This is a genomic window from Rhodoferax sp. GW821-FHT07G04, assembly GCF_059418585.1.
This window is the reverse complement of record NZ_JBWKQD010000004.1, coordinates 1-23,092: the sequence shown is the minus strand read 5'-3', so window position 1 is coordinate 23,092 and position 23,092 is coordinate 1. Positions and strand designations below refer to the sequence as shown.

The 23,092-nt window shown below is 63.7% G+C and carries 17 protein-coding genes; 5 read left to right on the top strand and 12 right to left on the bottom strand.

What is annotated here, in order from left to right; all coding sequences use genetic code 11:
* Positions 1 to 122 precede the first annotated feature (122 nt).
* The 5 genes from AC07OO_RS19430 (at position 123) to AC07OO_RS19410 (ending at position 8,482) form a co-directional block, all read left to right on the top strand.
* Positions 123 to 4,886 carry an NAD-glutamate dehydrogenase gene (locus tag AC07OO_RS19430; RefSeq protein WP_495083793.1) on the top strand — a complete coding sequence of 1,588 codons (4,764 nt, stop codon included), beginning with the start codon at positions 123 to 125 and terminating at the stop codon, positions 4,884 to 4,886.
* A gap of 92 nt (positions 4,887 to 4,978) precedes the next feature.
* Complete coding sequence (nth, locus tag AC07OO_RS19425) at positions 4,979 to 5,635, top strand: endonuclease III (protein ID WP_495083792.1); 657 nt, start codon at positions 4,979 to 4,981, stop codon at positions 5,633 to 5,635.
* A 4-nt stretch (positions 5,636 to 5,639) separates the two neighbouring features.
* The gene (locus AC07OO_RS19420) at positions 5,640 to 6,224 is read left to right on the top strand and encodes a DUF4166 domain-containing protein (RefSeq protein ID WP_495083791.1); all 585 of its coding nucleotides are present in this window, start codon (positions 5,640 to 5,642) and stop codon (positions 6,222 to 6,224) included.
* A 31-nt stretch (positions 6,225 to 6,255) separates the two neighbouring features.
* On the top strand, positions 6,256 to 7,590 hold the full coding sequence (locus AC07OO_RS19415) for a TAXI family TRAP transporter solute-binding subunit (protein WP_495083790.1): 1,335 nt from the start codon (positions 6,256 to 6,258) through the stop codon (positions 7,588 to 7,590).
* A 73-nt stretch (positions 7,591 to 7,663) separates the two neighbouring features.
* A complete protein-coding gene (locus tag AC07OO_RS19410) occupies positions 7,664 to 8,482 on the top strand; it encodes a Yip1 family protein (RefSeq protein ID WP_495083789.1) in 819 nt (272 codons plus the stop codon).
* Between the two features lie 39 nt (positions 8,483 to 8,521).
* Here the strand turns inward: AC07OO_RS19410 and AC07OO_RS19405 are convergent, their stop codons facing one another.
* From AC07OO_RS19405 to cobO, 12 genes are all read right to left on the bottom strand, one after another.
* Positions 8,522 to 9,388, bottom strand: coding sequence for a matrixin family metalloprotease (locus AC07OO_RS19405; protein WP_495083788.1), 867 nt, complete (start codon positions 9,386 to 9,388; stop codon positions 8,522 to 8,524).
* A gap of 107 nt (positions 9,389 to 9,495) precedes the next feature.
* Positions 9,496 to 10,380 carry a matrixin family metalloprotease gene (locus AC07OO_RS19400; RefSeq protein ID WP_495083787.1) on the bottom strand — a complete coding sequence of 295 codons (885 nt, stop codon included), beginning with the start codon at positions 10,378 to 10,380 and terminating at the stop codon, positions 9,496 to 9,498.
* Between the two features lie 35 nt (positions 10,381 to 10,415).
* Positions 10,416 to 10,967, bottom strand: a complete 552-nt coding sequence (locus tag AC07OO_RS19395; RefSeq protein ID WP_495083786.1) for a histidine phosphatase family protein — start codon at positions 10,965 to 10,967, stop codon at positions 10,416 to 10,418.
* Entirely contained in the window at positions 10,964 to 11,806 is an 843-nt protein-coding gene (locus AC07OO_RS19390) for an adenosylcobinamide-GDP ribazoletransferase (protein ID WP_495083785.1), read from the bottom strand. The genes AC07OO_RS19395 and AC07OO_RS19390 overlap by 4 nt, the downstream gene beginning before the upstream one ends.
* 1 nt (position 11,807) lies before the next feature.
* Positions 11,808 to 12,905, bottom strand: coding sequence for a nicotinate-nucleotide--dimethylbenzimidazole phosphoribosyltransferase (gene cobT / locus AC07OO_RS19385; RefSeq protein WP_495083784.1), 1,098 nt, complete (start codon positions 12,903 to 12,905; stop codon positions 11,808 to 11,810).
* A 36-nt stretch (positions 12,906 to 12,941) separates the two neighbouring features.
* Positions 12,942 to 16,190, bottom strand: coding sequence for a transglycosylase domain-containing protein (locus AC07OO_RS19380; RefSeq protein ID WP_495083783.1), 3,249 nt, complete (start codon positions 16,188 to 16,190; stop codon positions 12,942 to 12,944).
* Positions 16,187 to 17,794, bottom strand: coding sequence for a cobyric acid synthase (locus AC07OO_RS19375; RefSeq protein ID WP_495083782.1), 1,608 nt, complete (start codon positions 17,792 to 17,794; stop codon positions 16,187 to 16,189). The genes AC07OO_RS19380 and AC07OO_RS19375 overlap by 4 nt, the downstream gene beginning before the upstream one ends.
* A 30-nt stretch (positions 17,795 to 17,824) precedes the next feature.
* Positions 17,825 to 19,207 (bottom strand): hypothetical protein, encoded by a 1,383-nt coding sequence (locus AC07OO_RS19370; RefSeq protein WP_495083781.1) that lies wholly within the window; start codon positions 19,205 to 19,207, stop codon positions 17,825 to 17,827.
* Positions 19,198 to 20,202 (bottom strand): aminotransferase class I/II-fold pyridoxal phosphate-dependent enzyme, encoded by a 1,005-nt coding sequence (locus AC07OO_RS19365; RefSeq protein ID WP_495084115.1) that lies wholly within the window; start codon positions 20,200 to 20,202, stop codon positions 19,198 to 19,200. Before AC07OO_RS19365 ends, AC07OO_RS19370 begins: the two co-directional genes overlap by 10 nt.
* The gene (cbiB, locus tag AC07OO_RS19360) at positions 20,196 to 21,176 is read right to left on the bottom strand and encodes an adenosylcobinamide-phosphate synthase CbiB (RefSeq protein WP_495084114.1); all 981 of its coding nucleotides are present in this window, start codon (positions 21,174 to 21,176) and stop codon (positions 20,196 to 20,198) included. Before cbiB ends, AC07OO_RS19365 begins: the two co-directional genes overlap by 7 nt.
* A 5-nt stretch (positions 21,177 to 21,181) precedes the next feature.
* Positions 21,182 to 22,237 (bottom strand): biotin synthase BioB, encoded by a 1,056-nt coding sequence (bioB, locus tag AC07OO_RS19355; protein WP_495083780.1) that lies wholly within the window; start codon positions 22,235 to 22,237, stop codon positions 21,182 to 21,184.
* Between the two features lie 30 nt (positions 22,238 to 22,267).
* Positions 22,268 to 22,837 (bottom strand): cob(I)yrinic acid a,c-diamide adenosyltransferase, encoded by a 570-nt coding sequence (gene cobO / locus AC07OO_RS19350; RefSeq protein ID WP_495083779.1) that lies wholly within the window; start codon positions 22,835 to 22,837, stop codon positions 22,268 to 22,270.
* Positions 22,838 to 23,092: the final 255 nt, after the last annotated feature.

Here is a 23,092-nt window from a genome sequence, read left to right as displayed (position 1 = left end):
CCTGGCATTTGCAGCTTAATGCGACTCTTGCATAAGGCCATGAATCGCCCCCTTTGGAGCGCCCCAAAGGCCCTTTGCAAGCCTAGAATCCGCGTCATCCAAAAGATAACCCGGAGCACATAATGACCTCTTCCGCGCTCACCGAGCTGCTGTCCTATACCCAAGAACATGCAGGCCCGGCTTCCGGTCGCATCAATGATTTTGTAGCGGCCTATTTCGACAGCACCGACCCCGATGAGTTGGTGGCCCGTGGCCCGTCCACGCTGTTTGCCATCGCCAACGCGCACTGGCGCCTGCTGGATTCTCCCCGGCCCGCCAACACGGCCAAGATCCGTGTCTTCAATCCCACTCTGGCCGAAGACGGCTTTGTCAGCGACCACACCGTCGTGCAGATCGTCAATGACAACATGCCCTTCCTGGTCGATTCGGTCACGATGGCCATCAACCGCAGCAACCGCACGGCCCACTGGATTGTTCACCCCTTACTGAGCGTGGCGCGTGACCCACAGGGCAAGGTATTGAGCGTGGTCGGCGCCGCTGCTGCAAAGGCCGCAGGCAAACGTGACCCCGTCGAATCCCTGATCCAGGTCGAATGCGACCGCATCGTCAGCGCCGCTGACCAACAAGCCTTGGCCGATGAACTGGCCAGCGTGTTGAACGACGTGCGCAGCGCCGTGCAAGACTGGCACGCCATGCTGGCACGCGCCCAGGCCACAGCCGCAGATGCATCCCGCTCTACGCTGTCACCTACCGGTCGCCAGGAAGGCGTTGATTTCCTAAGCTGGCTGGAAGACCGCCACTTCACCTTCCTGGGTGCCCGTGATTACGACCTGAAGCGCGATGGCGATGTGGTCAGCATGGTGGCCAAGCCCGAAACCGGCCTGGGCATTCTGCGTGGTCCCGTCCATACCCAAGAGACCGTGCTGCCCCCGGAGGCTGTGACACTGCTGGAATCCAATGAACTGGTGCTGGTCACCAAGGCCATGACCCGTGCCACCGTGCACCGCCCCGCCTGGCTGGACTATGTGGCTGTCAAGCGTTTCGACGAAGCCGGCCAGGTCATCGGCGAGGCCCGCTTCCTGGGCCTGTACACCGCTACGGCCTATATGGCACCGGTGAGCGAGATCCCGCAGGTGCGTAGCCGCGTGGCTGCCGTGATGGCTGCCGCCGGCGTGGTACCCGACAGCCATGCCGCCAAGTCGCTGCAATCGATCCTCGACGTGTACCCGCGTGACGAGCTGTTCCAGATCGACACTCCCACGTTGACCGAGCACGCCATCGGCATCCTGCGCCTGCAAGAGCGCCAGCGCACCCGCTTGTTCCTGCGCCGCGACCCGTTTGGCCGCTTCACGTCGGCCCTGGTGTTTGTGCCGCGCGAACGTTTCAACACCGAGCTGCGCATCAAGATCGGCAATGAGCTGATGGCCGCGCTGGATGGGCAGTCCATCGAGTTCACCCCCATGCTGACCGACAGCCCGCAGGCCCGCATCCACTACCTGGTGCGCGCCAAAGAGAATGCCCCGCACGTCGTCAGCTTTGCAGCACTGGAAGCGCGCATCGCCCGCCTGACCCAGCGCTGGGAAGACGATTGCACCACCGAGTTGCTGCGCGCCCACGGTGAAGGTCCGGGCCTGGCCTTGGCCCACCGTTTTGCCGACGCATTCCCCACCGCCTACCGCGAAGATTTCTCGCCCCAGGTAGGCGCCGAAGACGCGGACATGCTGGTGGCTCTGTCGGCCACATCGCCCTTGGCCGTCAAGCTGTACCGTCCGCTGGACGCCGCCGCCGGCATCTTGCGTCTGAAGATCTACAACACCTCCAAGGTAGCCTTGTCCGACTCCTTGCCCGTGCTGGAGCGCATGGGCGCCCGCGTGCTGGACGAGCACCCCTACCGTATCGACAGCGATGGCGACACGCTGTGGATCCACGACCTGGGCCTGCAACTGCCGCCCGACACCGACATCGCCAAGGTCAAGGCCCGCTTCGAGGCTTTGTTTGCCACCGCCTGGCGTGGTGGCGTGGAGAGCGATGACCTGAACCGCCTGGTGCTGGTCACCAACCTGGACGCACGCGCCATTTCGGTGCTGCGCGCCTATACCCGCTACTTCAAGCAGTTGGGCTTTGCTTTCAGCCAAAGCTATGTCGAAGCCGCGTTGAACAAGAACGCCGATATCGCGCAGGCCATTGTGGAACTGTTCATGGCACGCTTTGACCCGGCCTTTGCCGGCGACCGTGCGGCCACGCAGCAGCAGCTCAAACAGCAGATCGACACCGCGCTGGGCAGCGTGGCCAGCCTGGACGAAGACCGCATCCTGCGCCAGTTCGTGGCCACTGTGATGGCCACACTGCGGACCAATCTGTGGCAGACCGCCGCCGCAGGTGGTGACAAGCCTTACATCAGCTTCAAGCTCAACCCGCGCGATGTGCCCGGCATGCCCGAGCCCAAGCCCTTGTTCGAAATCTGGGTGTATTCGCCCCGCGTCGAAGGCGTGCACTTGCGCGGTGGCAAGGTGGCCCGTGGTGGACTGCGTTGGTCCGACCGCCGCGAAGACTTCCGCACCGAGATTCTGGGTCTGGTCAAGGCCCAGCAGGTCAAGAACACCGTCATCGTGCCGGTGGGCTCCAAGGGTGGTTTTGTATTGAAGAATGCCCCCCCGGCCAGCGACCGCGAGGCGTATCAAGCCGAAGGCATTGCCTGCTACAAGCTGTTCCTGTCCGGCCTGCTGGACATCACCGACAACGTGGTCAAGGGCGCTGTGGTGCCCCCCACCAACGTAGTGCGCCACGACGTGGACGACCCCTACCTGGTGGTCGCCGCCGACAAGGGCACAGCAACCTTCTCCGACATCGCCAATGGCGTGTCGGCCGACTACGGCTTCTGGCTGGGCGACGCGTTTGCGTCCGGCGGCTCGGTCGGTTACGACCACAAGAAGATGGGTATCACCGCCCGCGGTGCCTGGGAAGCCGTTAAACGCCACTTCCGCAGCCTGGGTGTGAACACGCAGACCACCGCCTTCACCGTGGCCGGTATTGGTGATATGTCGGGCGACGTGTTTGGCAACGGCATGCTGCTGTCTGAACACATCAAGCTGGTCGTGGCCTTTGACCACCGCCATATCTTCATCGACCCATCGCCGGATGTGGCCAAGTCGTTTGCCGAGCGCCAGCGCCTGTTCAACCTGCCCCGCTCCAGCTGGGACGACTACGACAAGAGCCTGATCTCGCAAGGTGGTGGCGTCTACCCGCGCAGCGCCAAGTCGATCGCGCTGAGCCCCGAGGCCCGCGCCGTCATCGGCATCGAAGCCGAAGAGCTGCCACCGCTGGAACTGCTGAAAGCCATTCTGCAGGCCCCTGTGGACCTGCTGTACAACGGCGGCATCGGCACCTACGTGAAGGCCAGCTTCGAGACCCATGCGCAAGTGGGCGACAAGGCCAGCGACGCCTTCCGCGTCAATGGCAGCGAGTTGCGCTGCAAGGTCGTCGCCGAAGGCGGCAACCTGGGTTGCACGCAAAACGGCCGTATCGAATACGCGCAAAAGGGTGGCCTGATCTACACCGACGCGATTGACAACTCGGCGGGTGTGGACTGCTCCGACCACGAAGTCAACATCAAGATTCTGCTGGGCGGCGTGGTGGAAGCCGGTGACCTGACGCTGAAGCAGCGCAACGACCTGCTGGCATCCATGACCGACGAAGTGGGCCAGCTGGTGCTGCAGGACAACTACTACCAGACCCAGGCGCTGGACATTGCCACGCACCGTCCGCTGTATGTGCTGGACGGCCAGCAGCGCCTGATGCATTGGCTCGAAGGCAGCAACCGCCTGAACCGTGCCATCGAGTTCCTGCCCACCGACGACGAAATCGCCCGGCGCCGTGCCCGCAAGGCCGGCCTGACCTCGCCCGAGAACGCCGTTGTATTGGCCTACGCCAAGATGGCCGTGTTTGATGAACTGGTGGCCAGCAACCTGCCGGACGATCCCTTCTTCAGCCGCGCGCTCAAGGCCTACTTCCCGCAGGTCCTGACGGAGAAGTTTGGCCCCGCCATTGCAGCCCACCCGCTGAAGCGCGAAATCATCGCCACCTTCATCACCAATACCGTGGTGAACCGCACCGGGGCGACCTTTGTCAACTTCATCGCGGCCGAATCGGGTGCGACGGCGGCGGACGTGATCCGTGCCTTCACGCTGGCCCGCGAGATCTTTGACCTGGAACCCATCTGGGACCAACTGGATGCGCTGGACTACAAGATCGACGCCAAGCTGCAGCTGGACCTCCTGTCCAAGCTGATCGCAATCGCCCAACGCGCCTCGCGCTGGATGCTGCGCATCCGCGCCCAGGGCACCGACCTGCCTACGCTGATACAGCGCTACCAGCCTGCAGCGCGCGAATTGCGCAGGAACCTGGCCACCTGGTTGCCACAGAGTGCGCAACAGAGCTGGCAGCAGGCCACCGACGTGCTGGTCACGGCCGGCGTGGATGCGGCCCTGGCGCAAGACCTGACGGCGCTGGACTTCATCTTCCCGGCACTGGACCTGGTCGATCTGGCCCAAAGCGTCAACACTGGCCTGGAGCAAGCGGCGCGTGCCTATTTCGGCATCGAAACCGAACTGGCCCTGACCGACTGGCGCACCCAGATCAACCGCCTACCTACCGACACGCTGTGGCAGACCCAGGCCCGCGGCAGCGCCCGCGACGATGTGTACTCCATCGCACGCCAGATCACGCTGGGCCAGCTGTCGCGCGGTGCGGAAGGCGCAGACGCATGGCGCACCCAGCACGGCCAGGCCATCGGCCGTCTGCAACGCCTGCTGACCACCATCAGCACCCAGGGGCCGGATCTGGCGCCAGTGTCGGTGGCGTTACGCGAGTTGCGGCACCTGGCTTGATTCCAAGCTAGGCAAGTCTCGGGCATGGTGCGCAACGCCACCATGCCCGACAATGGCGTCTTTTTTGCCGGACACTGACTCCAGTAGCCCCTATGCAAGCGCCCCAGATCGACGCCTTCTTCGCCACGCTCAAAGCCGCCAACCCCATGCCGGTGACCGAGCTGGAATACACCAGTGTGTTCGAGCTGCTCACCGCCGTGCTGCTGAGCGCGCAGGCCACCGATGTGGGCGTCAACAAGGCCACACGCAAGCTGTTTCCGGTAGCCAATACACCCCAGGCGATTCTGGACCTAGGCCTGAACGGGCTGGAGTCCTACATCAAGACCATTGGCCTGTACCACAGCAAAGCCAAACACCTGATGCAGACCTGCCGCATGCTGGTGGACCAGCACGGTGGCAAGGTGCCTGGCACGCGCGAAGAACTGCAGGCCCTGCCCGGCGTGGGCCGCAAGACGGCCAATGTCGTCTTGAACGTGGCCTTTGGCGAACCCACGATGGCGGTGGACACGCACATCTTCCGCGTCGGCAACCGCACCGGCCTCGCACTAGGCAAAACGCCCGAGCAGGTGGAGCAGCAACTCCTCCAGCGCATCCCTACGCAATACATGGTCGATGCCCACCACTGGCTGATACTGCACGGCCGCTATGTGTGCCAGGCGCGCAAGCCGCTGTGCTGGCAGTGCGGCGTCATCGCCCAATGTGACTTTGAAGACAAGACGCCGGCCCCTGGGACCGCGTCTGCGCAATAGCCTCGTGTACGTAGTGAATACGCCAAGCTCTGTGGCGACAAAGCCGGCGGCGGTTGAGGCGTGGTTTGGCAATGCCTTCTCCGAGTTGCATCCACTCCTGCAAGCGCTGCACCACAACGGCGGCGCCCTGTCCGGGCGGGTTCAGTTGAAGGTCGGGCAGGGACTGGCTGGGGTGATAGGCAGGCGCCTTGCTCGGCGCCTGGGGATTGCTGGTGGAAATACGACAAATCTTCTGAAAGTATCCATCCGAAGTGAAGGTGGCGTTCTGCACTGGGACCGGCAATTCAACGGGGACTCGCAGTTCAAGTCGGTCTTCGCACCCATAGGGCACTATCCATCGGGGCACTGGGTGGAGTCTTCCGGTCTCTTGCGCTTGCACCTGGGCGTGTCAATCATCAACCGTGGCTGGCATTGGCAGCACCGCAGCACGCGCTTGTGGCACATCCCGCTCCCAAGCTGGTTTGGCCCGCGCACCCTTGCCTTCAAGGAGATCCGGGACGGCCGCTACCATTTCCACGTCGCAATTGCACTTCCGTTGCTGGGCACGGTGTTGTCCTACTCCGGGGACCTGACGCCCGATCCAGCGTAGCCGGTGTATTCTTGCCGTGTCCAACAAGCCCATGCCCCAATCCCTCCGCTTCACGCTGCTATCCATCCGCGACCTGCTGGTATCGGCCGGTCCATTCGTGGCTCTGGCAGTAGTCCTGTTGGCCGTGGCCTACTGGTGGCTGGACCCCAACCCGCCCAAGCACGTGACGCTGGCGACTGGCCCCGAGCAAAGCGCGTATGCAGAGTTTGGCAAGCGCTATGCAAAGCTGCTGGCCAAGGATGGCATCACCGTGCAGTTATTGCCATCTGAAGGCTCTGCCGACAACCTTCGCCTGTTGCGCGAGGGCAAGGCCGATTTCGCTTTTGTGCAAGGCGGCACGCGTGAGGCCGATGGCCCGGACGATGCAGACCTGGAATCCCTGGGCAGCCTGTTCTTGGAACCGGTGTGGCTGTTCTACCGCGAGGCCGCGGCCTCGGCCGACACCACGCCACCCCACACGCTGGATGCACTGACGCAACTGCGCGGCTTGCGAATCAATGTGGGTACCGCCGGCAGCGGCGTGCCCAATCTGATGCGCAAACTGCTGGACAGCAACCGCGTGGACTTGACCTCGCTGACCCTCTCGGAACTGGAGCAGACACCCGCAACGGTGGCCTTTCTGGCCGGTGACTTGGACGCCATCGTGTTTGCATCCGCGCCAGAATCGCAAATGGTGCAGATGCTGCTGCAAACGCCGGGCGTGAAGTTGATGGACTTTGCCCAGGCCGAGGCCTACTCCCGCCGCTTTGCCTTCCTGAGCCCGGCCTTGTTGCCGCGCGGTGTCGTCGATCTGGCCAGCGATATTCCGCCCAAGAACGTGCGCCTGGTAGCACCTACCACCACGCTGTTGACACACGCCAACACCCATCCCGCCCTGCTGCAACTGTTTGCGCTGGCGGGCACCAGCATCCATGGCAGCGCGGGTTGGTTCAAGCATGCGCGTGAGTTCCCCAACGTCAAGAACAATGAGTTGCCGGTGGCCCAGGAGGCCGAGCGCGCCATACAAGGCGGCGCACCGCTGCTGCAGCGCTACCTGCCCTTCTGGGTGGCCAACTTGGTAGAGCGCATGTGGCTCGCCATGGGCATCATCCTGGCCGTGCTGTTACCGCTGTCCCGCGTGATACCGCCGCTGTATGCGTTTCGCGTGCGTTCGCGCATCTTCCGCTGGTATGCAAGGCTACGCGAACTCGAAGCACGGGCAGAGGGTTGCGAGGACACAGCCCCGCTACTGGACGAACTCAATCAGATGGACCGCCACGCCGAGAAGATCGTCGTGCCGCTGTCCTACACAGATGAGCTCTACGCGTTGCGCAACAACATCCAACTAGTTCGTAAGAAATTGTTTCAGCGCAGCGCCTCCCGCTGACAGATCACTAGGCCATTCGGCCCCCAGCCAGTAGACTGGTGCACTTTTTCAACCAGCAGCAGGGAGTCTCCCCATGGATATTGTCGAACGCGCGCGTGCAATGGTCGTCAACCCGGGGCCCACGTGGGTCACCGTCGAGCAAGAGAGCACCGATTGGCAGAAGCTGTATGTGCCCTACATGGTGATCCTGGCGGCCATTCCTGCAGTCGCCAATTTCATCCACTGGAGCATCCTGGGCGTGGGCGGTTTTGGCTTCACGATCCGCGTGCCGTTTCTGACCGGTCTTGGCATGATGGTCAGCCACTATGTGATGTCGCTGGTCATGGTCTTTGTGTGGGGCTGGGTGATCAGCATATTGGCCAACACCTTTGGCGGACAGCCCAATCTGATGAACGGCGTGAAGCTGGTCGTATATGGCTCGACGCCGGCCATGCTGGCAGGCGTGTTCGCGGCGGTGCCGGGCCTGTCCATGCTGGCCCTGATCGGCGTGGGCTACACCATCTACCTGCTGTACCTGGGCCTGCCGGTGTTGATGAAGAATCCGCCCGAAAAGTCGGTGGCCTACCTGGTCGTGACCATCATCGTGGGCATCGTGGGGGCGGTGGCTATCAGCGTCATCACCAATCTGTTCATGCCCTCGCCGGTGACGCGCATGGGTGGCATGGGCAGCATGGACAATGGCAATGGCGCCCTGCAAATCAGCACACCCAAGGGCAATGTGCAGATATCCACCACGACGGGCGCCAGTGGAGACTCCTCGAATGCGACCATGACCATCAAGACACCCGATGGCGAAGTCAAGATCGATACCCAGGGCATGCAGGACTTTGCCAAGCGCATGGAAGCCATCGCAGCCGAGCAGGAAAAGGCCAATAAGAAGCAACAGCAGTAGGTAAATGGCCGACCGCTGCCAGGCGATTGCAACGGGGCTTTAGTAGCCCGCGCTGCGCACTTGGCTGCTGTAGGAGCCCAGGCTGCCCATGGCCTGGATCACGCCGCCTGGTCCCAAGTAGTAGACCGCACCATCCTTGGTGCCGACATAGCTCTGGGTACTGGGATAGTAGCGGTAGTAATAGCCCTGCAGCGTGCCAGACGCCTGGGGCCCTGGCGCCAGGTATTGCGGGTAGACCGCTTCAGCCCAATTGAACGCCCGGTTGGATTCCGCCGTGTCCGCCGCGCCATAGAGCGCCGCGCAGCCATTGGCATCGTCGCCACGCAGCGTGGCCATGTAGGTCACCGAGTTATAGGGGTTGGCGAACATCACCGAGGCCGACACATTGGAGTGGCTCAGTCCCAGCGCATGTCCGATCTCATGGGTCATGATGCCTTCCACCTGGGAAATCGTCCACGATTGGGAGATGTTCATTACGATGTCCGCATCGATCAGGCCCGAGGCAATCCACCAGCTCTTGGTCACGGCCGAGAAGGCCGCATTCTCATTGCGCAACACATCCCAGCCAAACACATTGACCTGGTCTACGGTGGACGCCGGGCCATCCAGATTGGGCAGCGTGGACGTCAGCCCCAGGTAGTTGAAACGGATATTGCACATGCCGGTCCAGCGGGCCGCGGCCACATTGATGGCATTGAGCACTGCGGCCGTGCTGAGGTTGCTGGGCTGGTTCAGCGGGTTGTAATACCAGTTGATCTGTCCGCCGGTCCAGTACTGCTGCGATGTGCCCAGTACGTACTCGGGGCGTTCGCGTTCGCCACCATACAAGGAGGAACTCTTGAAATCTTGCGACTGGCTGGCTGTGCTTGTTGCCACCAACAGGGATGCGAAGATCAGCTTGTGCATGGGGCCTCTGCGCAATAAAGGGGAAGCCCATTATTGGTCAAATATTCGCAGTACGCACGGCGAAAAAAGGGTTAAGACAGCTGTCCGAACCCCGCACCCCACGGAGCTTAGTAGCCCCAGCTATTGACCCAGGGCATGTAGTAATCCAGAGTGCCTAAGTCATACATATCGCCCTTGGCGTTCAAGTAGTACACCCTGCCGTCTAGGCTACCCAGGTAGGTCTTAGTACCGGGGTAGTAGCGGTAGTAATAGCCGCTATAGGTACCTGACACTGCTGGTCCCGGCGACAAGAATTCTGGATAGGCCGCTTCAGCCCAGTTGAAGGTACGCTCCGACTGCGCCATGCTGGTGGCACTGTACAACTGGGCGCATGCCGCAGCATCGTCGCCACGCAACGTGCGCATGTAGTTGAAGTCGTGGTACGGGTCCGCTTGCATCACGGACTCTTGCACATTGGAATGGTTCACGCCGATAGCGTGACCGAATTCGTGCGTTGCCACCCCTTCAAAGCCACTGATGGTCCATCCACCAATCAGGTTGACATTGAAGGTGACATCGGCATCCACGTAGGAGTCCTTGACAGTCCAACCACTGGTAAGGCCTGCGTCATTGGCTGGCACAGCGGACAAAGCGCCCCACCCCACTACGTTTTTGCCATCCACGCCCGTTGGATCTTCCCCGCGATAGGGGTTCATCGTGGTCGTGATTCCCAGATACACAAAGCTGACTCGGCACATGGCGGACCAACGCGACGCAGCCACCTTCAATGCCTCCACCACCGCATCGGTGCTCAGATTGGCGGGCTGGTTGGTGGGGTTGTAGTAATAGTAGTAGCGGCTGTTCAGCCAATGCTGCCGGGACAGACCCACCACAAACTCAGGCCGCTCTCGCTCCCCTGAGGCTGGCAATTGCCGCACCACATGGTCGCTGCTGCCGGCATAGCTGGACACGGCGCCAAGCAGCAGCGCCAAGGAAATTATTGTTCTGCGCATTGCGCCACCCGTCCCTGAAAAAGGGGCAAATCCTATCACGGCCCCAGTTCGAGAACCTGCCACTGGCCCCAGTCTGGGGCCTTTGCCGGCCAGAGCCTGGCGTCGTCCACATGGCGCACCCCCTGGGCCAGCAGCGTGGCCGCACGGATAACGCCGGCATGGGTAATCCACACCGCGGGTTGTTGCAAAGCCAGGGTTTCGTCCCAGGCTGCTGCCACCCGGGCCATGAAATCGCCCACACATTCAGCACCACCGCAGCGCCAAGTGGCAAAGGCTGCTGCCCAGCCATCCAACTCGGCGCGGGGTATGGCATCCCAGGCCTGGCCCTCCCAGTGGCCAAAGTCCATTTCCTGCAGCCTGGCGTCGGCCTTGTATATCAAATCGGGCCGTAGCCCCCGTAGAATCTTCGTAAACTGCTCACATCTTTGTAGCATCGATGTACTAACCACTACCCCACTGGGCAGGGCACCGGCCAGCGCTTCAGCGGCCTGCAGCGTCGCGGCCGGGTCGACGGGGATATCGCTGGCGCCATAGCAGATGCCAGGTGCCACCAGCGGTTGGGCGTGGCGCGCCAACCAGAGTTTCACAGTGCAACCGCCAGGCCCAGGTAAAAGGCCAGTTCGCAAACCTGCTGCGTGGCGCCCAGCCCATCACCGGTAAAGCCCTGCAGGCGGCGCCACAGCAGGCGCCCCATATAGGCCCAGGCCAGACCAGACGCCAGCAGCGCAGGCAACAGGGGTTTGGTTCCAACCGCATCCACAACCCCGTGAATTCCTAAATCGATAGCAATATGTGCAGATACGACGAGGGCTAGCGCCCCAAAACACCAAAGACCTGCCGCCAGAAGGCTGCCTGCGCTGATCTGGTCCGCTAGCGGCTTGGACTTGGAGCCCGCCGCATCTCCCACATGGGGCATGAGCCGAATCAACAACAGCGGCCAGGTGCGCGACACCACATGCGCCGCAAAAATACCCAGCACCATCCACTGGGGGCTCACTGCACCGATCAGCGCCAACAGCGATACCTTGGCCAGCAGCGCCAACACCACCGCCAGCACGCCGAACGCGCCCACGCGTGAGTCCTTCATGATGACCAAGGCCCGCTCGCGGTCGCTGCTGCCGCCCAAGCCATCGGCCACATCGGCCAACCCGTCTTCGTGGAAGCCGCCGGTCACCAACACACTGAGCACCGTGCCCAGCACCGCTGCCACCAAAGACGCAAACGGGCTGACGGGCAATGCGGCCAGCAGCATCAGCGTAGCGCCCGCTACCAACGCTCCCACCACCACACCCACACCGGGAAAATGCCCGGCGCTGGCCCTCAACATGGCTGGGCTAAAGCCCACCCAATCCGCCACGCGCCCGGTCACTGGAATGCGGGTGAAGAACTGCAGGGCCAGCAAGTAGTGGCGCAAGAACTGGAGCATGTCAGGCGGGCTGCGCGGGCGTCGAAGGCGCTGCGGACTTCTCCGACACTCCGGCCGACGCAAAGCTGGCCATGTCACGCAGAATGGTGCACGCCGATTGCAACAGCGGCCAGGCCAGCACGGCACCCGAGCCTTCCCCCAGGCGCAGACCCAGGTCCAAGAGCGCCTGCACGCCCAGGTGCTGCAGCATGAACTCGTGCCCCCGCTCACCCGAGCGGTGGGCAAACACGCAACGCTGCAACACCAGCGGTTGCAGCGCATGGGCCACCAACACGGCGCTGGTCGCAATGAATCCGTCGACGACGATGACGCGGCGTTCATGCGCGGCCTGCAGCACAGCGCCCACCATGGTCGCGATCTCGAAGCCACCCAAGGCAGCCAACGCGTCCATCGGCGCCTTGGCGTCCGCATGGCGGGCCAGCACTTCGCGCAGCACCTCGGTCTTGCGCAGCACGGCTGGCGCATCCAGCCCCGTACCGGCACCCGTGCACTGCGCAATGTCCAACCCGGCTAGGCGCGACAGCAGCAGGGACGCCGCCGAGGTATTGCCGATGCCCATCTCGCCTAGCAGCAGCGCGTTGCCCGGCAGGCCCTTGACCAGTTCGACGCCATGCTGCAGAGCTTCGTCGCGTTGTGCATCCGTCATGGCCGGCTGCACTGAAGAATCCGCCGTACCCTGCTCCGCCCCCTGGGCCTTGCGCACCTGCAAGCCCGGCCGCGTGCTGCCCGCAGGCAGGCCCGCCAGAAAGTCGCGCTTCACGCCGCAGTCCACCACCGTCAGCGCAACGCCGTTCTGCTTGGCCAGCACGCTGACCGCCGCGCCACCGGCCAGGAAGTTCTCCACCATCTGCCAGGTCACATCGCTTGGGAAGGCTGACACGCCGCGCGCCGTCAACCCGTGGTCACCGGCAAACACCACCATTTGCGGCTGCTCCAGCACCGGCGCAATGCTGCCCAGAATCTGGCCGATCTTCAAGGCCACATCTTCCAACCGACCCAGCGATCCCAGGGGCTTGGTCTTGTTGTTCAACGTGTGCTGCAGTGCCTCGGTCAGGGCCGCGTCATGGATGTCGGTCAGTTGGGGAATAAAGGTGTTCATGGTTTGGAATGGTTGAGATGATGGAGAAAGAAAGAATCAAGAAGCAGGTACCGCAGCGCCAGCCCAATTGCTACAGGGCTGCGCCGCAGCCGCCGGGTTGCCCGCGGGGTCCAGCAAGGGCATCAGCGAAGGTGACAAGACCTTCAGCAGTTGCACCGGCAATGCGCTGGTGAAATCGTAGTCCTCAGCTTGTTGGCCGTAGACATAGGCGGTCATGCTGCCAAAAAAGCGTTCGCCGATATTGAAGACAAAGGTGGCCGAGCGGCTGACCACGCGCGAGTCCACGAGTTGGCCCTTGGCACCATAGACTTCAAAGCGGTGGTCCCCGGTGCCGGTCTTGCCGCCCACCGCCATCACCGTGCCATCGGCCAGCTTGAACGCGTTCTTCACGCGCCGGGCCGTGCCCTCGTCCACCACGTCGCGCACCGCACCCAACACGGCCTCTGCCACTTCCGGGGCCAATACCTGTTCACTGGCGCCGCTGTGGTGCTGCAGCACGGTTTCATACGGCGTGCCAGACGCAAAGTGCAGCGCGGCAACGCGCTCCGTGGGCTTGCGTTGGCCTCGGTTGACGAGCACCCCCATCAGCTCCGCCAGCGCCGCGGGGCGGTCCGCCGACGCGCCCAAGGCCGTGGCATAAGAGGGCACGAGCGAACCAAACGGATAGCCCACGCGCTTCCACTGGCGATGGATTTCCAGAAAACCTTCCACCTCCAAGAGGCTCAAGATACGCTTGTCCTGCGCGGGCTTGAGCCTGCCGGCAAACAGCCACTGGTAGACCACCTGACGCTCGGCCGCACTATCGGCCACCACCTGTGACAGCGTGGCACTAGGGTGGGCACGCAGATAGCCCACCACCCACAGTTCCAGCGGGTGCACACCGCCCAGATAACCCCGGTCGGCCAGCGACATCTTCTCGGGCCCGTACTGGGTGTACAAAGCGGCTAACCGCTCCGGCGCCACGGTATCGCGTCCCTCGGGCAGGTTCTCTTTCAGAAAAGCCGCCAGTTGCGCCTTGGTAGCCGTGGGCGCAATGGTGCGAAAGATGCTGGTCAGGCGCACGGGCGTGGGCCGCACGTTATGCAACAGCAACTCCTGCGCCTGCTCGGCCGTCTTTCCCTGGTATTTGCTGACGAAGCGGTTGATGAATTCGCGGCCCTCGCGGTCGGCAAAACGGCTCAGGTACTCCGCGCGGCGCGGGTCGCTGGCGTCTTGCAACAGCGTGGCGGACGAGCCCGGCACCTGGAACATGTAGTGGTGCACCACGTCACGCAATAGGCGCACAAACACCAGGTTCACCGAGTGGCGCAAGCCCTCGCGCACGGTCAGGACTTTGTGGTTGTCCTCACGCTTGAAATTGCTGAAGGTGTGCATGCCACCGCCGGTGTAGAAGCTTTCATCCGGGTTGGCGGAATATTTGCGGTCCAGCGCGGCCTGCAACAGCGCGGGCAGATCGGCGGACGGGCTGTGGGCCAGATAGTCCAGCACCCAACGCGAGAGCTTGTCCTTGGGGTCCAGCACCACCTTGCTGCGCTCGGCAGCGGCCATGCCGCTGTAGCGCTGGTGCAACCCGGCCATGATGTCCAGGTAGGTCACCAGCGTGCGCAGCTTGGCCGTGGAGCCCAGGTCCAGCTTGGCGCCGGCATTGACGTCCAGCGGCTGGTCGAAGTTGTCGGTCTGCAGGCGCAGGTAGTTGGTCTGCTCGCCGCGCTCCAGCAGCGTAAAGCTATACACCACCTGGGCCGGATCGCCATTGCCCAGCATGCCCTTGCCCTGCAGCCCGGCCGACTGCGCCACGTCGGCGTCCCGCAACTGGCGCAGCACGGTGGTCACGGCCTCTTGTGTTTGGCCGTCCAGTGTGCTGGCCACGCCCAGGTCCAGCCGGTCCAGGCTGTAGAAGCTGGGAACACCCATCAGGCCTAACAACTGCCCGCGGATGGCGGTGGACGCCTTGCGCGTCACAAAGGATTGGGCCGCTGTAGCCGCTGGGGCAGGACCACCATTGCCCAGTTTCACGGCCAGTGCCGCATCGCGCAACGCATCGGAGATCACGTCTTGGCTAGACAGCACACGCAAGTGGCTGTCGGTCAAGGCCTCCAGATCGCTCTGGCTATCCGTCAGGTAGTAGGACGGTCGCCGCTGCGCAATGACCAGGCTCAGCGCCTGCTTGAAGGCCAGAGCCTGCTCGGCGCTGGGCTGGGCCGACGTGGCCGCCGCATGCAGCAACGCGTTGACCTGCGCAAAGTCACGCCCATACCAGACCCACAGGCCGTCGCCCATGCCATTGACTTCGCCAAAGCCGGGACGTGCCGCCAGCGGCACCGTGTTCAGGTAGTCCAACACCAGTTGGTGGCGCACCGCAGTCGTGTCCTGACCCGGCTGGTAGGCCCGCACCGTGGCCGACGCCATCTGGCGCAGCTTGTCGTGCAGCGAGGCCGTGCGTCCATCAGGCGAATGCCGGTATTTTTCGATCTGCGTGGCCAGCGTGCTGCCGCCGGGCGTGCGGCCTTCGGCGCCCAGTATCTGGCCCACATGCTCCAACACGGCCTTGCCCAGCCGGCTCCACTCCACCGCAGGGTTGCGCAGCGGGTAGCGCGGGTCCAGCAATTCGCGGTTCTCGATGAACAAGAGACTCTTGACCAACAGCGCCGGCGTCTGCTCAAAACTGGGGTAGCTGCGCTCGGGGTAGCGGACCGCAAACAGCGGCTGCTTGCGGCAGTCGTACACCGACAGGCCCTGCTGCGTCTTCTCGCGATAGGGGGCGAAGAGCCCCTGGTCGATGCCTTCCACCATGGCCGGCGTCATGCGCGCCTGGCTGCTGACTTGAAAGTCCTTGGCCTGCAACTTCGTTAGATAGTCCGGCAGATTGGAATAGCCCATGCGCTGGTCATACGGACTGTCCACCGGATAGCGCACTGCCCCCGCTGGGCTGGGGCCAGGCTCCAGCGCGAAGCCCATGCGCCCTGCCCACTCGGAAAAATACTTGGCCTGCCACTGCGAGGTGCGCATTTCATACCAGGCCAATTGCCCCGCCACCAGCAGCAGTGCCAGCAACACCAGCAGCACAAACCAAACCAGTACCCGCCGCACCGTGAACGGCGCCTTGGCCAGATTCGGCCCCGCCCCAGGGCCCGCCACCTGGGGTGGCAAGGCCGGTACAGGTGCCGCCCGTGGAACCCGCGCATGCTTGTCCCTGAACCCCGCCGCCACTGCCGCCTTGCGACCCAGTGCGCGCACGGCGTGCAAGTAGGTGTTGGGGTGGCGCCAATGGGTTTTTCTACTCATACCGGGGCAATGAGGCGTTCCAGCACCTGGGGTGCAAAGTGCTGTTCGATGTAATCGGCCAAACCGTCAAAAACAGTCTCCAACGTTGGTACGGGTCCACTGAGCTTAGTACCAAAAAGTGACTGCAATACCTGTGCGTCTTCAAACAGACCGTGCAAATACACACCCAGCACATTGCCCGTTGCGTTTTGCCAACCCAGGCCGTCGGGTAGCACCGCGTGTGCGATGTCACCGGCGGCCGCCATGGCCGTATGCTGCTGGGTTTGGCCGTGGTGAATTTCGTAGCCGCTGACTGTCACGCCAGCGAGGGCGGCCCAAGGCGATGGGTGTCCATCGGGCAGTGGAGCGCCTGCACCCACGCGCGGGGCGGCGGGGCCGGGGGGCGATTTGTGCGCGTTTGGCACCATGAGCCCCCCGGCTTCGCCGTCCCGCGCGTGCGAGGAGAGGTCATCTGCAAACCGCGTGGTGGTGTGCCTGACCGTCTTGTCCTCTGCAAACACCGTCACCAAGGGCAACAACCCCAAGCCGGGTGCGTTGCCATCGATGCCATGCCTGTCGATCAATGCCTCACCCAGCATCTGCAGGCCCCCGCATACACCCAGCACCGCCCCGCCCTGTCCTGCATGCCGCGCGATGGCAGCGTCCAACCCCTGCGCGCGCAGCCAGGCCAGGTCGCCACTGGTGTGCTTGGAGCCCGGCAGGATGATCCAGTCCGTTGGCTGGAGCCCGGCCAATTCGGATGGGCTACGTACCCACTGCAGACGCAGGCCGGGAATGTTCTTCAACGGCTGGAACTCATCCAGATTGCTGATACGCGGATAAGCGATGACGGCCACGGTCAGGTTCACCGCGCCCTTGGCGATGCTGCGGTCATCGAATACGCCATCTTCTTCGGGCAGACCGTGGTGCCACCACATGGGCAGCGTGGCCACGGTGGGAATGCCGGTCAGGTCCTGCAGCATCTGCGGCGCAGGCGCCAACAGCGTGGCATCACCCCGAAACTTATTCAGCACAAAGCCCTTGATCAGGCTGCGTTCATCCTCGGGCAACAAGGCCCAGGTGCCATACAGGTGCGCAAAGGCACCGCCGCGGTCAATATCCGTCACCAGCAAACAGGCCGCATCGCAATGCTTGGCCACGCGCATGTTGACGATGTCGCTGCTGGACAGATTGATCTCGGCCGGCGAGCCCGCGCCCTCAATCACCACCACATCGTTCTCTTCGCGTAACTGGTCCAGTGCCGCCGCAATCTGTGGCCAGACCTGCAGACTGCGGCCACGCCAGGGCAAGGCCGTCAACTCGGCGCTGACCTGGCCCATCAGCACGACCTGGCTGTGCGTGTCGCGCTCGGGCTTGAGCAGCAAGGGGTTCATGCGCACATCGGGCACTGCATTCGCCGCAAGGGATTGGAAGTATTGTGCTGAACCAATTTCGCCTTGGCCGTTGTCGGAGGCTACGACACGGGCGTTGTTGCTCATGTTCTGCGCCTTGAACGGGGCAACTTTCAGGCCCTGGCGCGCGTAGTAGCGGCACAGGGCCGTAGTAAGCCAGCTCTTGCCGGCACCGCTGGTGGTGCCCAGCACCATGACGCATTTGGCAGTCATCAGAATAGTGTCCTCATCGTCATCGTCGTCTCAAGGCTTAAGCGCGCATTGGCGCACGGCGGCGTCGGGCCAGGTCAGGGCAAAGGACCGTATCCGCTGCCACAGGGCATCCTGCATTGTTTTCCACGCGGGTAGGTCCTTGGCGGCGTGCATGAATTCAACCCGCATGCCGTCGCGCACAAAGGCATGGCGGCAGCTGGCATCGGGTCCATCACAAGCGATCCAGGTCACGGGTGTACCGCTGACTCCGGTCTCCACGTATTGGATGCGTGGAACCTCGTTCGCCCCGGTGACCACTTCTTGCCGGGCCAGGCCGTTCTGGTCCGTGTCCAGCGTGCGCACCTGGTGCTTGGCGTCGTCGCCCTGGTACCAGGGATGGATTTTTTCGGGCACGCACAGGTTGACCTCCACGCCCTGTGCAATCTGCGTCCATGGCTGGGCGCCACTGCGCACCAGCGGCCCGGTTGGTGGGCCAAAATCTTTGCCCTTTGCGTAGAAGCGCAGACTGGCCGGCTGGTCGTGTCCACCGCCGCCGTAGGCCTGGGGTATGCGCCACTGCCCACCCGCCAACCAGAACACGGTATCCACTGAGGCCAACGCGGCCGGGTCGGGCCACCAGCGCAGCCTGGCGGCAGAGTCGGTCTGCGGCACACAGGTCAGCACACCGCCCATGCTTTCCGCGTCAAATGCGCTCTTGCCATAGGACCAGTAGCGCCATACCGGCGCCTGCACCGTGCCGATCGCCAACTGCGCATGGCGCGTGGAGTTGCCGCGGCCGGCCTGCATGGCAAATCCGGTCGTGTCCCACAGGCTGGTGGCGGGCTGCAAGTCATCACGGGTGGCGACCAGCAGACAATGGGCTTGCCCACCCGCCACAGCCTGGGCGCCCTGCACGACCCGCTGGGCCGACTGCAGCGACCAGGCCAGTGCCACAACCATGGTGACCGCGCCCACCCAGCGCGCCACAGTGGGCGCACCCTGCCACAAACGGGGCAGCAGTAACCACCAGGCCACCGCGCCCATGGCCACCACCACGTGCGTCAACCACGCCGCGGGCAGCCAGGCATTGCAGACCCGCACCAGCACGACGGTCAGCACCGCCGCAGCCGCCATGGCCGCCAGACCAGAACCATAAACCTGCGCGCTGCGGTAGCCCAGGCCTGCCGTGTCCTGCTGCGGCTGTTTGCGCCACGCGAACAGGTAGCGCAGCCCCAGGATGCCCAGCATGGGCATCATCGCCATGGACAACAGGGCTATGCCCATCGCATCGGCTGCATTGGCGTGGATGCGGGTGAAGTCCATGCACGCAACCACCCACACCAGGGCCAGCGTGCCCAGCAGAGCACCGGCCCACGCGCGCGGAACCAGCGTCGCCAGCAACAAGGGCACAACCAGAAAAAGTATCAGGCCCATGGTTCTCCCAACGCCTCGCCCAGGGCCTGCTGCGCCGCGGGCGGCAGGACGCCCAGACGCACGTGGCCGGGCAGACCAAAGGATGCCGCGTCGCGCAGTTTGATGCCACGGCGGCGCAGGGCAGCGCACAGCGCGGGAACAGCTATGCCTTCGGGCGGACGGGCGCAGAAAAACGGCGTGTCGCTGGGCAATACCGTCCAGCCCATGCTTTGCAGCAAGGCCTGCTGGCCGGCCTTCCAACCGCGCAGCGTATCCAGACTGGCCTGCAACCAGGCTTGTGTATCGGCATGTGTCCAGGCCTGCAGCATCGCCGCGCCATGGGCGCCCAGCACCCACGAGGGTGCCAGCGCATCCAACTGTGCGACGCAGGCCTGCGCACCCTGCGGAGCGATGGCATAGGCCGCACGCACACCGGTCAGGCCCAGAGCCTTGTTGGGCGAAAACAGCTGCCACACTTGCCGACGCGGTGCGTCATGCAGGCTAGGGGTGCCTTGCAGGCGCAGCGGTGCATAGGCGCAGTCGACGACTACGGTTTGCCGCAGGGCCTCGCCACTGTGCAACCCCAACGGCCAGGTCGCATGGGCTTGACCCAGCGGGCTCGACGGCTCGCAGGCCCAGACCAGATCGGCAGCCTCTGCATCGGCCACGGCTTGCAAGCCCCAGGTCTGCGCCGCATGGGCATAGTCGCCGTACGCATTAACTGGCAGGCTCACCCTGCTGCCACCCTGCTGCCGCACCCAGGCGGTGATGCGGAAGATGCATTCGCTGGCGCTGCCTGCCAGCAGGATGCGCCCGGTGTCCACGCCGTGAAAATCGGCCAGGTGTCTACGCAATTCGGTGTAGGTGGGGTCTGGGTAGCGCGTTGCATCCGCCTGCCGTACCGCCATCAACGCATGTGGGCACGGGCCGCAGGCGTTGCTGTTGGTGGAGAAGTCGTACTGCGGCGCGCCCAGCGCGTCCGGCCCGCCGTGGATGCGTGGCAAGCCGCTCACCATGCCGTCCACATCACTACCAAAACGATAGCAAACAAATAAACACCCACGAGGGCTAGCAGCGCATTTGACGCATGGCGTATAGCCTGCACCGTGTCAGGGGTCTGCGGCGCGGAGGCATCGCCATTGAGTACGTAGCCACCCGGTTTGCCCAGTCGCACACCCAGCGCCAGCGCCATGGCCGCCATGGGCCAGCCACTGTTGGGCGATGGCGTGCGTGCCGCCTCGGTGCGCAGCTTGGCCAGAGCCATGGTGCCGGTCACCACCATCAATAGCAGTGCCGTCAAACGCGCGGGCACCCATGCCAGCACATCGTCCGCCCGCGCCGCCCACTTGCCGGCCCAGGCCCAGTTGCGGCCCTGGTAGATCCCGGGGTAGCCCCACATGGCATCGGCCGTATTCGCAAAGCGGAACAGCGCCGCGCCCGGCAGACCCAAGAGTGCAAACCAAAACAGCGGCGCGACGACGGAGTCGTTGAGGTTTTCGGCCAGGGTCTCAATAGCGCTTTCGCGCACCTGGGTTTCGCTCAAGGCGCTCACATCGCGGCTGACCAGCCAGCGCAGACGCTCGCGGCCAGATTCAAGGGACCCGTCGACCGAATGGCTGAGTGCAGCTTCGACGGCCAGCACTTCGCTTTTCAGCAGCGCCCAGGCCAGCAGGGGCTTGAGCAGCAGGCCCAGCAGCAGCGCCGCCAGCACCCAGCCCCCTATTTCACCTATCCACACCACACCGGCTTGTAAACCCAGGGTTACTATCAAAACAAGAGCGGCACCACCAGTCCACGCGAGGGCTCCCAGCCAAAATGCCTTACGGTCTCGGACTGAAGGCGAGTCTTGCAGGGTATGGGCCTGCACCTGCCGTCCGGCCCAACCCAGGAAATTGCCCATCCACACCACCGGGTGCCAGCGCACCGGCGGTTCGCCCAACCAGCGGTCCACGGCCAAGGCCACCAGCACAGCCAGGGCCGGAACCACCATGTCCATCAGTCGCGGGGCTGGGGCTGGCCCGTCTTCAGGCCCAGGCGCGCCAACAAATCCAGATCGGAATTACCGGCGGGGTTGGGTGTGGTCAGCAGCTTGTCGCCGTAGAAGATGGAATTGGCACCGGCCACAAAGCACAGGGCCTGCACGGCCTCGCCCATGCCTTGGCGGCCGGCCGACAGGCGCACGCGCGCCTTGGGCATGGTGATGCGGGCCACGGCGATGGTGCGCACGAATTCCAGCGGGTCCAGGTCCGGCTGGTCGGCCAGCGGTGTGCCCTCCACCTTCACCAGGTGGTTGATGGGCACGGACTCGGGATATGGCGACAGGTTGGCCAGCTCGGCGATCAGGCCGGCGCGTTGCAGGCGCGATTCACCCATGCCCACGATGCCGCCGCAGCAGACGCTGACGCCCGCATTGCGCACGCGGGTCAGCGTGTCCAGGCGGTCTTGGTAGTCGCGGGTGGTGATGATGTCGCCATAAAAGTCGGGCGCGCTGTCCAGGTTGTGGTTGTAGTAGTCCAGCCCGGCGTCGCGCAGCGTTTCTGCGTGGCCGTCGTTGAGCATGCCCAGCGTGGCGCACGATTCCAGCCCGGTGGCCTTGACGGTCTTGACCAGCTCGGCCACGGCCTCGATATCGCGATCCTTGGGCGCGCGCCATGCTGCCCCCATGCAGAAGCGGGTGGCGCCAGCGGCCTTGGCAGCCAGCGCAGCTTCGCGCACGGCCTCCACACCCATCAGCTTGCCAGCCTCGACACCAGTGTCAAAGTGCACGGACTGCGGACAGTAGCCGCAATCCTCGGGGCAGCCGCCGGTCTTGACCGACAACAGCGTCGCCAGTTCGACCATATTGGGGTCAAAATTTTCGCGGTGCACAGTCTGGGCCTGGAACATCAGGTCGTTGAACGGCAGCTCCAGCAGGGCCTGGATTTCGGCCACGGTCCACACACGCTGGGCCACGGGGTGGCGGGCAGCGGGGGATTTATGGGGGGCGTGGAAATGCAGGGGCTGTACAGATTGGGTAGCAGGAGCTTCGGGGGCGGCGACGGAGGTATTCATGGGCAGGATGGGATATTTTTTGTCTCTGGGTCAGTCTTCGATACCGCGCTGTGCAGGAATGCCCGCCTTGAAGGCGTGCTTGACCATCTGCATCTCGGTCACGGTGTCGGCCAACTCGATTATCTCAGGCGGGCAACGCCGGCCGGTCAGCACCACATGGACGTGGCTGGGACGGGTTTTGAGCGTCTCCAGAACGTCGTCCAGCGGCATCCAGCCATAGATCAGCGGGTAGGTGATTTCATCCAGCGTGACCATGAAGTAGTCGCCGCTCAGAATGGCGGCCTTGGCCTTTTGCCAGCCGTCGCGGGCGAGCTGGGCGGAGTGTTCCAGATCCTGGCTCTTCCAACTGAAACCGTCGCCTAGGCCTTCGATAGGAATGCCCAACTGTTCGAACATGCGGTGCTCACCAAAGCGGGCTGAGGGTACCTTCATGAACTGGAAAATTTTGACGGCCTTACCGCGGCCGTGGGCTCTGAGCGCAAGTCCAAATGCGGCTGTGCTCTTGCCCTTGCCGTCGCCGGTGTTGACGATGATGATGCCGCGGCGTTCGCCTTCGGGTTTTTCGTATGGCTTTTCGGAGGGTGGGGTTTCTAGTTGCATATGTTTTCTCTTGTTTGGTCGTTGCTTGTGTGCGCTCCGAGGAGACCGGGGCGGACGCCCTGCTCCGTGTCCCCCGCCCGCTGTGCGGGCTCCTCCTTTACCTGCGCAGGACATCCGCCCCGGTCTCCTCTGCGGGTCGCTAGCGCATCCTGCAACCTGACTCGATTACCGCGTTTGCCATTACACGTAGGCCTGGCAAGGGCCGGAGCGGGCGCGGTGGGCGTTTTGCGCAGGTAAAGGAGGAGGCCGAAGGCC